This is a genomic window from Photorhabdus sp. CRCIA-P01, assembly GCF_003545805.1.
Taxonomy (GTDB): Bacteria; Pseudomonadota; Gammaproteobacteria; order Enterobacterales; family Enterobacteriaceae; genus Photorhabdus; species Photorhabdus antumapuensis.
Window position 1 is genome coordinate 195,964 of the sequence record NZ_NMQR01000001.1, and the last position, 11,789, is coordinate 207,752.

At 42.2% G+C, this 11,789-nt stretch carries 10 protein-coding genes; 4 read left to right on the forward strand and 6 right to left on the reverse strand.

Features of this window, described 5'->3' with window-relative positions:
• Positions 1 to 55 precede the first annotated feature (55 nt).
• Positions 56 to 1,114 (reverse strand): oxygen-dependent tRNA uridine(34) hydroxylase TrhO, encoded by a 1,059-nt coding sequence (gene trhO / locus D3222_RS01060; RefSeq protein WP_118984438.1) that lies wholly within the window; start codon positions 1,112 to 1,114, stop codon positions 56 to 58.
• A 258-nt stretch (positions 1,115 to 1,372) separates the two neighbouring features.
• Entirely contained in the window at positions 1,373 to 1,609 is a 237-nt protein-coding gene (locus D3222_RS01065; RefSeq protein WP_118984439.1) for a DinI family protein, read from the reverse strand.
• A gap of 272 nt (positions 1,610 to 1,881) precedes the next feature.
• Here D3222_RS01065 and D3222_RS01070 point away from each other — a divergent pair, with 272 nt between their 5' ends.
• Positions 1,882 to 2,823 (forward strand): Kdo(2)-lipid IV(A) acyltransferase, encoded by a 942-nt coding sequence (locus D3222_RS01070; protein ID WP_118984440.1) that lies wholly within the window; start codon positions 1,882 to 1,884, stop codon positions 2,821 to 2,823.
• Between the two features lie 584 nt (positions 2,824 to 3,407).
• Positions 3,408 to 4,946, forward strand: coding sequence for a peptide MFS transporter (locus D3222_RS01075; protein ID WP_118984441.1), 1,539 nt, complete (start codon positions 3,408 to 3,410; stop codon positions 4,944 to 4,946).
• Positions 4,947 to 5,202: 256 nt separating this feature from the next.
• Here D3222_RS01075 and D3222_RS01085 read toward each other — a convergent pair whose 3' ends face one another.
• From D3222_RS01085 to D3222_RS01100, 4 genes are all read right to left on the reverse strand, one after another.
• Positions 5,203 to 5,910 carry a helix-turn-helix domain-containing protein gene (locus tag D3222_RS01085; protein ID WP_118984442.1) on the reverse strand — a complete coding sequence of 236 codons (708 nt, stop codon included), beginning with the start codon at positions 5,908 to 5,910 and terminating at the stop codon, positions 5,203 to 5,205.
• Between the two features lie 56 nt (positions 5,911 to 5,966).
• On the reverse strand, positions 5,967 to 6,302 hold the full coding sequence (locus D3222_RS01090) for a tRNA-binding protein (protein ID WP_118984443.1): 336 nt from the start codon (positions 6,300 to 6,302) through the stop codon (positions 5,967 to 5,969).
• 144 nt (positions 6,303 to 6,446) lie between these two features.
• Entirely contained in the window at positions 6,447 to 6,842 is a 396-nt protein-coding gene (locus D3222_RS01095) for a hypothetical protein (RefSeq protein WP_232832367.1), read from the reverse strand.
• Between the two features lie 223 nt (positions 6,843 to 7,065).
• A complete protein-coding gene (locus D3222_RS01100) occupies positions 7,066 to 7,899 on the reverse strand; it encodes a MurR/RpiR family transcriptional regulator (RefSeq protein WP_118984445.1) in 834 nt (277 codons plus the stop codon).
• 303 nt (positions 7,900 to 8,202) lie between these two features.
• Between D3222_RS01100 and D3222_RS01105 the strand changes: the two genes are divergently transcribed.
• Positions 8,203 to 9,714 carry a CoA-acylating methylmalonate-semialdehyde dehydrogenase gene (locus D3222_RS01105; RefSeq protein WP_118984446.1) on the forward strand — a complete coding sequence of 504 codons (1,512 nt, stop codon included), beginning with the start codon at positions 8,203 to 8,205 and terminating at the stop codon, positions 9,712 to 9,714.
• Positions 9,715 to 9,730: 16 nt separating this feature from the next.
• Positions 9,731 to 11,665 (forward strand): 3D-(3,5/4)-trihydroxycyclohexane-1,2-dione acylhydrolase (decyclizing), encoded by a 1,935-nt coding sequence (gene iolD, locus D3222_RS01110; protein ID WP_198672718.1) that lies wholly within the window; start codon positions 9,731 to 9,733, stop codon positions 11,663 to 11,665.
• Positions 11,666 to 11,789 lie beyond the last annotated feature (124 nt).

Sequence of the window (11,789 nt, forward strand, 5' to 3'; positions counted from 1 at the left end):
ATTAACTAACTCAAATAAACTGGCACATTAATCTCTGTGCCAGCAATTAATCACATTATTCAGCAGACTGTAGTAAAGTGCTGTTCAATCCATCCTGTAGACGATGCCGGGATTTATTAAATATTTTTGCTCCATTTTCACGACCGGCACGGCGAGCACGCTGCTCTGTTTCCGGTAATCTTACTTCTTCTCCGCACATTTCACTACAACAGCCTTCAAATTTAGTTGCACACTCTGGACACTGAATAAATAGCAAATGGCAACCTTCATTTTTACAATTAGTATGACTGTCGCAAGACGCGCCACATTGATGGCAATGAGCAATCACGTCGTCTGAAATACGCTCCCCCATCCGTTCATCAAAGACAAAGTTTTTACCAATAAAACGTACCGGTAATCCCTGTTCTCTCGCTTTACGGGCATATTCGATAATACCGCCCTCTACGTGATAGACGTTTTTAAAGCCATTGTGCAGCATGTAAGCACTAGCTTTTTCACAACGAATACCACCGGTGCAGTACATTACAATATTTTTATCCTTATTATCCTGCAACATTTCCGCAGCCATTGGCAACTGTTCACGGAATGTATCAGAAGGAATTTCAATTGCATTTTCAAAATGCCCGACTTCATATTCATAGTGATTGCGCATATCAACAAATAGCGTGTCAGGATCATCCAGCATCTGGTTGACCTGCTCTGCTTTAAGGTACTCACCAGTTTTTGATGGATCAAAAGTTTTATCTTCAATCCCATCAGCCACTACCCGGTCACGTACTTTCATACGCAAAACCCAGAAAGATTTCCCATCATCATCAAGCGCAATATTCAGCCTCAAATTATCCAATGCAGGATCAACCCTATACAACAAAGCTTTAAATGCTGCTAAATTATGGGTTGGTAAACTTATCTGAGCATTCATCCCCTCTTTAGCAATATAAACCCGGCCAAATACTGAAAGCTCGGTAAATTGTTGATACAAGCTGTTACGAAAAGCCAGAGGATCTAAAATGTTAAAATATTTGTAAAAAGAGATGGTCGTGCGAGGTTGGGTCTCCGCCAACATATGTGCTTTCAGCTCTTTATTAGAAATGCGGTTGTGTAACACTGGCATGGTGTACTTTCCTGAATTTCAAGTCATAAAATATAGGTGTATAAGTGATAGCCTCCGCTATCAAGCGTAATATGATAACGAAAATGATTTTCAACGAGTAGTCATTTGTAACGCAGTGATAGGAAATCAGTAATAATAAAACGGGAGGGCCCTCCTCCCATCAATTGATCACGCAGCCATTTGCACACAGGACAAGGATAGATGCGTCAAACAGCCGACAACCAGCAGGTTTAACTGGCCGTAGCTTATTAATCCTTATCAAGGCTGGAACCAATCATCAGCGCTTTCCCATGTCTCTTGTAGAATCTCTTCAACAATTTTCCTATCATCAGGCGTACCACCACGAACAGATAGCCCATCATGACTTGCCAACTTCACATTGGTTTTAACATCAGGCCAGCGACGTTTAAGACGGTTATCCAGTTCTACAGCAAGTGCAGGGACAGCACCTTTTGGCAGTTTTTTAGATTTATCGATAGTGACTTCTACATGCATAATTTTTCCCTCCACAAACAACACTGTTCATATAAACAGTAATATTATCTACATGAATTGTAAATAGCTCTGTAAAACTATTTTAATTTTTATTTATCAGTAAATTATGAGCTACCATTCTTTATTAATGACAAAACGGGATGACAGCTAAGCGCACCAAAATCGAGCTCATAAACATTTCATGCTTGAAAACTTCGATATCCCGTCAAAAAATGTCACAATAAGGAAATTGTTTTGTCCATCTTATTGGAACTATAAAAACCTGAGAATCCATGATACAAGCACCTTCTTTTCAACGTTCACTACTTCATCCCCGTTATTGGCCTATTTGGTTTGGTATCAGTCTGCTTTACTTACTGGTTCTGCTCCCCTACCCCATTATTTACTGGATAGGCACACGTCTGGGCAGATTTTCTATGCGCTTTCTGAAAAAACGTGCCAAAGTTGCCGAAAGAAATCTTGAGCTATGTTTTCCGGATATGCCACAAGGGGAGCGCAACACGCTATTAATAAAAAACTTCGAATCCGTCGGAATGGGAATATTTGAAACGGGTATGGCCTGGTTTTGGCCTGACTGGCGGATAGAACGCTGGTTTACAGTTACCGGGCGAGAAAATATTCAGAAAATTCAAACTACCGGGCAAGGAATTATTGTTATTGGTATCCATTTCCTGACGCTGGAACTCGGTGCCCGAATTATCGGTTTGCTCAATCCGGGCATTGGTGTCTACCGACCAAATGATAATCCGGTTATGGATTGGCTACAAACATGGGGACGACTGCGCTCCAACAAATATATGCTGGATAGGAAAGATGTCAAAGGCATGATCCGCTGCCTGAAAAAGGGTGAAGTTGTCTGGTACGCCCCCGATCATGACTACGGCCCACGAAAAAGCGTATTTGCACCACTATTTGCTGTAGAACACGCTGCAACAACCACGGGCACTTCGATACTTGTGCGCCTCGCTGATCCGGCAATGATCCCCTTTACCCCCCGTCGTCTACCTGACGGAAAAGGTTATGAATTAATTATTCAACCCGCGGTAGATGGATTCCCTAAAGACGATGAAGTGAAAGCAGCGGCTTTTATGAACAAAGTGGTAGAACAGGAGATCTTACAAGCTCCTGATCAATATATGTGGCTACATCGTCGCTTTAAAACCCGGCCTGATGGTCATCCTTCTTTGTACGGGCAGGCTGACAAAGTCCATTAAATATCATTAACGGCTGTTTCTTCATCTAAGAAACGGCCATAATGACTGTCACATACAGCCTAATAATCCATTATTTTATTCCAATATTGATGTTATACCTTTTAATTTATTGCCGATTTTTATATAAAAGATAGAAATTAAAGTAGCTAAATAAACACAAAGCTAACAATCAAACAACTGTACTTTTTTACCTTTCATTATCACTCTCAATATCTGGCTTCTGAAAAGATTATTTATATTTCATAGCAATTACTTAATTTATTACTCTAAAATCTTTTTATTTACAAAAACATGAAAAACATAAATAAGTCAATAGTCCCCATCATCACTTTAATCAACCAGTGATAAGAAATGGGATTTCTGTCGAACTTTGCTCTGAAAAATGGAATATAAAGTAAGAGATATCCTACTTGTTAATAAAATTGACCGAAAATATGTTAAAAATATATTAACAAGACAAGACATCATTTAATAAAAACGTGGCTTTTTTGTTTGCTCTAAACCTAAATTTGAAAGAGCTTTTTAAAAGCTTTATTTATCACACACACTGCACTCTTAAAGTGCAGTCTTATAGGAAAACTTAGATGCAATCCTCCATTAACAATACAAAAACCAGAACTTTCTTTGGGCATCCTTATCCATTAAGTTCCTTGTTCTTCACAGAAATGTGGGAACGTTTCTCTTACTACGGCATACGTCCACTGCTGATCTTATTCATGGCTGCAACCATCTATGATGGTGGTATGGGTATTCCTCGTGAACAGGCCGCTGCCATTGTCGGTATCTTTGCAGGTAGTATTTATCTAACTACACTACCCGGTGGTTGGCTGGCGGATAACTGGTTAGGCCAACGTCAAGCAGTCTGGTATGGCTCAATCATTATTGCGCTAGGGCACCTGTCTATCGCTCTTTCCGCTTTCTTGGGTCATCACCTGTTTTTTATCGGCTTACTACTGATCGTATTAGGAACAGGACTGTTTAAAACCTGTATCACCGTGATGGTCGGCACGCTATATAAAAAAGATGATCCACGCCGTGATGGTGGTTTTTCCCTATTTTATATGGGGATCAACCTGGGCTCCTTCATCTCTCCGCTAATTACCGGCTTACTCATTCAAGACTATGGCTGGCATTGGGGTTTTGGTATTGGTGGGCTAGGAATGCTAGTTGCCCTACTAATATTCCGCTTCTACGCGGTTCCCCTGATGCGCCGTTATGACAAAGAGGGTGGATTGGATTCAAACTGGGATCTCCCTACAGTCAAACGTAAAAATGTCGGCAAATGGGTTTTTACGGCTATTATCGCTATGATTGCGATTATTGCCCTGCTTGTCCTCGGTATTATTCCATTTAATCCAGTGGCTGTGGCCAGCACAATGGTCTATGTCATCTCATCCTGTGTAACACTTTACTTTATCTATCTGTTCCTGTTTGCTGGTTTGAGTGGTAGTGACCGTTCCCGCCTGCTAGTTTGTTTTATTCTGTTGGTATCTGCTGCCTTCTTTTGGTCTGCATTCGAGCAAAAACCAACCTCATTTAACCTGTTTGCCAACGATTATACTAACCGCTTAGTGATGGGATTTGAGATCCCAACAGTATGGTTCCAATCAATCAACGCACTATTCATTGTCCTACTGGCTCCCGTATTCAGTTGGCTATGGCCTGCGTTGGTCAAAAGTAATATCAACCCAAGCAGTATCAGTAAATTCATTATTGGTATTCTGTTCGGTGCCGGTGGTTTTGGTCTGATGATCCTGGCAGCACAGGATGTATTAGCAACAGGTGAAACTGTTTCTCCACTCTGGCTGGTCGCAAGTATTCTGTTGCTGACACTCGGTGAGCTGTGCCTTAGCCCCATTGGGCTCGCAACGATGACGATACTGGCCCCATCCCGAATGCGTGGTCAGGTCATGGGCTTGTGGTTTTGTGGAAGTGCTTTGGGTAATTTAGCTGCCGGCTTGATTGGTGGACATGTGCGTGCTGACCAATTGGACAACCTGCCTGATCTATTTTCCCGTGTATCTTTAGCTCTGGTTATTTGTGCAGTGGTATTGATGGTGTTAATTGTTCCTATTCGCCGCCTGCTTAATAATGCCGACAAATCAGAAGTGAAAGCTCAATAATAATATTTATAGCCAACATAAAGCCATCTGAATCATAAGATGGCTTTATGTTCCTAAAAAAAATCCATCAGTGTACTGCCGTTATGATTGATGGCTTAACTATCTGTTTTACATTCAGTGATTCGGCTTGATATGCATGATTACGCACTTCCCACAGTTCAACAGCATGTTGAATATTAAGCCAAAAATAACATCCTCGTTGTCTGTATGTTACGCACAATATCATTGTGCATTAAGTCATAAAATGCTGAAAATATCATTTTGTCTTACGCAGCCTGGCTGGTGTGCAGCCATAATGCTGACTAAATGCAAAGGTAAAAGCTGACTGGGAAGCATAACCGGACAGAAAAGCAATATCAGCCAAAGGCTTATAACTATGAACCAATAAATTATAGGCAAATTTCATCCGGCATGTTTTCAAATAAGCCATTGGGCTCATACCCGTTGCAATAAAAAGTTTACGACGCAAGGTACTGGCAGATACCGCGCAAATATCAGCCATATCCATCACTGTCACTTTCTCATGCAGACGCCCAATAAGCCCCTGATGCAGTTTTACTATCAACGTTGAAGACGAACCTACTTGTGGTAGCTGAGCCAGTAGTAAACGGGCAACATCAGCGTGATTAGCGGGTGGCTGTGGGTAATCATGCAACCACTTAATAAGAGCAAGCGCAGGATCAGGTAATGGTTGCCAGAAAGAATCACTACGTAGTGGATTAAACAGTGCCGAAGGCAACTCCAGCACCAATTGCTGATTTTCACCACTAGCGAAAAAGCTATGCTTCGCATCCGGTGGGATCATAACAACATTTCCAAAACTAACGGTACGTTGTTGCCCTTCTACATTTAATTCCAACTGCCCGTTATAGCCAAAAACTAACTGCCATAACCCCTGATGGCTATGGCTAATAGTTTCAGCAGAATACCGGCGTAAATGTAATGAAGGTAATTGAAGAGCCATATTGATTGTCGCTGATTAAAATACACTCCAATCATTCGACAACAAAATAGCGTGGTTTACAACAACTTATGACCATTAGGGACAGGAAGAGTAAATTCTGCGATCACCACCGCACCATTTTCATCGACACTGCCGGTTAACAATACCTCTGATTTGACACCCGCGATCCGCTTTGGTGGAAAATTGCACACACAAAGAACCTGACGGCCAATTAATTGTTCAGGTGTGTAATGTACAGTTATCTGGGCGCTTGAACTTTTAACGCCCAACTCACCAAGATCAATTTGTAATTTATAGGCAGGCTTGCTGGCTTTAGGATTCAATTCTACTGAAATAATTGTGCCAACCCGCATGTCAACTTTCTCAAAGTCAGTCCATTCGATCTGTTCCATATATTCCTCTCCTTTAGTGCGAAGTCACTATACTCACATGCTAATAGAGGAAATTCTTTCGAGAAACTACCAACAATTGTCGACAAACTGCCTATTTTTCCCGACAGGTCATTCAATTCACTATCGAGTTGCTTTGAGTCACAGTTATTCCCGATCGAAAAAGTTACTTCTGGTCATGCCGCCATTCTCTTTAATACGCGCAGCGCGTTCAAAATCCTGACGGACTTTCTCACTGAACCCATCATCAAAGTTATTAAAATTATTAAATTTGTTAAATTCTTCTATTTTCGGTAGGAACTCAATTTCTCTTACCTGTTTTTCCAGTTCCCACTTCTCCGCCGCTTTGTTATTTGCAATGAGTTCATTCAGATCCCAATTCATATCCAAATGCTTGGATTCGAGATTTTCTCGCTTCTTCAAATATTCCGCAGATGGCTTATTGTCTGCCGGAATATCACTTTTATAATGGAAATTTAAAGCAAATGCTTGGAAAGAAATTGCAGATAAAATGACAAAAATGTAACGTGATCCCTTAATCATCATATGCTCCCTTTTCAAAACCATAACTTAGAATAATTATTAAATAATTATTGCCAATAAAAATCAACAACATTTATGTCTAACAAGCCAGTTATCAATATCAGGTTTACACTCTATTTAAATTATGGTCTTTCTACTGATCTGATAAAGCATTAACCCGCCGTGATTTGCGGGTCAATAGTCATTAGATGTTCATCGGGAATACAAGGTGTTACCTTCGCAATTAAATCGGGTTCCCTTGTCGATAAGCCAGCGCAACTGCCAAAGATTGCACTAAACACAAAGTAGCGGACTGAGAACGGAATGCCTCCACCTGTGCTTCTTTAACCACAAAACAAACATCACTAAAACTGGCTAGTGGGCTAATTTGGCTATCAGTAATCACGATCTGTTTTGCCCCGGCTTTCGCCGCCCGCTCACTGACCATCAGTGTTTCTTCTGCATAAGGGGTAAAACTGATTGAAACGATAACATCTTCTTCCCCAATTAAATTAATCTGTTCCCTGAACATTCCCCCCAAACCATCCACGAGTAAAGGGCGACATTCCAGATGATTCAATGCATAAGAAAGATAAACCGCCACACTAAAAGAGCGGCGCAGCCCAATAATGTAAATATTCCTAGCCTGGGCCAATAAGTCTACTGCGTTCCTTAAATCTTCGGGGGCCGTCCTGGCTGCTAGCTGTTGCATTGCCTGCACATTTGAACGAGCAAATTCCTGCAAAATATGCGGAGGGTCTTCTGGCGGCTCCTGTTCGCCATCCAGTTCCCTAAATAACCTGGCCCGGTCTGCATAACTGGCGGTTTCTTCCACCATATGCATGCGAAATAGCTGTTTCATTTCATTAAAACCACTGAAATCAAACGCATTAGCGAAACGAATTAATGTTGATGGAGGAACATCAGCTTCTCTGGCAATCACAGCAACAGTATCAAAAGCAACACTATTAGTATTATCCAGCACATATCGAGCTACTTGTTGCAGGCGTTTACTCAATTCACTATAGCGTGAACGGACTTGTTCTTGAAATTCATTCAGATTCGATGCGACAGACATAAATCCCCCATAAAATTTATCGCCAGCAATTGTAATCGTTTTACAGTATAAGCTGAATCATATTTCATTTTTATAGTTAAAAATGAAACACATAATCCATTCATTGTAATGATTTATTATTACCACTATATTGATTAACATCTAATTAGTCACCTAATTATCGGTATTTCATAAAAACTTTACTCCGATCACACTAATTGCCTTTCGTTCCAAATAATATTGAAAATAAAACATATATTTCATATATCTATTATCAAAGTTTGCGATTCAGTACTAACATCAAATCCGTAAAAGAGGCTCAGAATGGAACAAGTACAGAATTATGTTAATGGGCAACTCATTCCCAGTCATAGCACCCGTTTTTCGCCGGTTTTCAATCCAGCGACGGGAAAACAGATACGTCAGGTAGCACTAAGCACAGCTCATGAAGTTGAACAGGCAATTGAAGTCGCTCATCAGGCTTACAGTGAATGGTCTAAAGTTTCACCTCTCAAACGTGCTCGTGTCATGTTCCAGTTCAAAACATTGCTGGAAGCTAATATAGACAAATTGGCACGATTGATTTCAGAAGAACACGGAAAAATCTATTCAGATGCTATCGGTGAATTAACTCGTGGTCTGGAAGTCGTTGAGTTTGCCTGTGGCATCCCTCATCTACAAAAAGGTGAACATTCCGCGAATACCGGAACAGGCATAGATAGCCATTCATTAATGCAGCCTTTAGGCGTTTGTGCCGGCATTACCCCTTTCAACTTCCCGGCAATGGTTCCTATGTGGATGTTTCCTATCGCATTAGCGACAGGGAATACTTTCGTATTGAAGCCATCAGAAAAAGATCCCTCTCTCGCGGTTGAATTAGCATCACTACTTAAACAATCCGGTTTACCCAATGGCGTATTTAATGTTGTCAACGGCGATAAAGAGGTGGTCGATGTACTACTAACAGATCCACGCGTACAAGCCGTCAGCTTTGTGGGTTCAACTCCTGTTGCTGAATATATCTACACTACCGCTTCAGCTCACGGGAAACGCTGTCAGGCTCTCGGTGGTGCAAAAAATCACTGTATTCTGATGCCAGATGCCGATCTCGATATGGCTAGCAGTGCTATTACAGGTGCGGCTTTCGGCGCAGCCGGTGAACGTTGCATGGCATTGTCTGTTGTATTAGCGGTTGGGGATGAAATGGCAGATGCGTTAATTGAAAAATTACGTCAACAAATCAACAAAATATCTGTCGGTCCCGGTATTGCCGCAACTAAAGAAAACGATATGGGTCCCGTTATCTCCGCCCAACACCAAGCTAAAATCGGTGATTACATCGACAGTGGCGAAAAACAGGGGGCCAGTTTGTTAATTGATGGCCGTCAACTCAAGGTTCCGGGCTATGAAAATGGCTATTTTATTGGCCCGACACTGTTCGATAATGTCACGCCAGAGATGAAAATCTATCAAGAAGAGATCTTCGGCCCCGTTCTGTCAATTGTTCGAGTACCCGATTATGCCACCGCGCTGACATTAATTAACTGCCATCAATATGGTAATGGTACCGCGATATTCACCCGCGATGGAGAAACCGCTCGCCAATTCAGCGAAGATGTACAAACAGGTATGGTAGGCATCAATATCCCCATTCCAGTACCAATGGCCTTTCACAGTTTCGGTGGCTGGAAACGCTCAATTTTTGGGCCACTTAACGTTCACGGTAATGATGGCGTTCGCTTCTACACCCGCATGAAAACCGTTACCAGCCGCTGGCCAGCGAGTATCAGGTTAGAACATCATTCCAGCAGTTTTGTGATGCCAACAATGGAATAAAATGGAGTTCTGTAACATGAACAAATCAACAATGACAATGGCTCAAGCATTGGTGAAATTCCTGAACCAACAATATGTGGAAGCAGACGGAGAACAATATTCATTCATCAGAGGAGTCTTTACCATTTTTGGTCACGGCAATGTTGTTGGATTAGGGCAAGCACTGGAGCAAGATCCTGGTCACTTGACTGTTTACCAAGGATGTAATGAGCAAGGTATGGCCCATATCGCCACAGGGTTTGCTAAACAGAAAAAGCGCAAACAGATTTTTGCCGTAACCTCCTCTGTTGGCCCTGGCTCCGCCAATATGGTAACCGCTGCGGCAACTGCCACCGCTAATCGCATTCCTCTGCTGTTATTACCCGGTGATCTCTTCGCCTGTCGTCAGCCTGATCCCGTCTTACAACAGGTTGAACAGTTCCACGACTATACTATCAGTACCAATGACTGTTTCCGCCCTGTTTCTCGTTACTGGGATCGTATCTCCAGACCAGAACAGCTCATGAGCGCTATGATTAACGCGATGCGAGTTCTGACCGATCCCGCCAATACCGGTGCCGTCACAATTTGCCTACCACAAGACGTTCAAGGCGAGATTTGGGATTTTCCTGACTATTTCTTCCAAAAACGAATTCACCGCATTGAACGCCGCCCCGCTTCCGCCGCCATGATTAACGATGCGGTGGCACTGATAAACCGCAAGAAAAAACCTTTACTTATCTGCGGTGGCGGAGTGCGCTATTCAGAAGCTCATAATGCTTTTCGTCAGTTCACAGAACACTTCAATATTCCTTTTGCTGAAACACAGGCAGGTAAAAGCGCCGTAATTGCCGACCATCCCTTTAATTGTGGCGGTTTAGGCACAACAGGCTGTCTTGCTGCTAACCTGATCGCCAAAGAGGCCGATTTGATTATTGGCGTTGGCACCCGGTTTACTGATTTCACCACTGCATCCAAATCGCTATTTCAGCATCCAGAAGTTGAATTTCTCACTATCAATGTAGCGGAATTCGACGCCTGCAAACTGGATGCAATACCCGTTGTATCAGACGCCCAAGCAGGGTTAAACGCTATTGCAGAACAACTTATTCAATTGAATTATCGCAGCGGTTATCAAGATGAAATTCATCAGGCACGGGAAACATGGAGAAAAGAGTTAAATCGTCTGTTCGAAATTGAGTATCAGGCGGATTTCACACCAGAAATTCCCGGTCATCTTGATGATAAATTGGCAGAGTACAGCCAGACATTACAAACCCGCCTGACACAAACCAGAGTATTGGGATTATTAGACAAATATCTTGAGCCCGAAGCGATTATTGTTGGTGCATCAGGTTCCCTCCCTGGCGATTTACAGCGATTATGGCAGCCTAAACAACCGGATACCTATCATCTTGAGTATGGCTATTCCTGTATGGGCTATGAGATAGCCGCTGCTATTGGCGCTAAACTAGCCTGTCCCAACCAACCGGCTTATGCCATAGTCGGTGATGGCGCTTATATGATGCTGCATTCAGAGCTGCAAACCGCAGTACAGGAAAATATCAAGATCACCGTGTTGCTGTTTGATAACGCTGGATTTGGCTGTATCAATAATCTGCAAATGAGCCAAGGGATGGGCAGTTTCGGAACAGAAAATCGTTACCGTAACCCAGAAAGTGGCAACATGGATGGCAAACTGATTAAAGTTGACTTCGCCAAAAATGCAGAAAGCTACGGCTGCAAAAGTTACCGAGTCCACGATGAGCAACAACTGCTTTATGCGTTACAGGAAGCCCAAAAACAGACTGTACCAGTACTCATAGATATCAAAGTGCTGCCTAAAACGATGACGCATGATTATGAATCATGGTGGCGAATAGGCACAGCACAAGTAGCGGAAAACCCAGCGATAGAATCTGCCGCAAAGAAAATAAAGGAGATGGTTGCAACTAAAATACGCCAATATTAAAAAGCAATGGCCTGTAAGACAGCAGGCCACTTTTCCTTTTCTAATCATTTTTAATGCTATCCTTGAAATTCTTATTCCAAAAACAAATTACTTTTTCCCTTCTCTCAATCACTACGATTAAGCG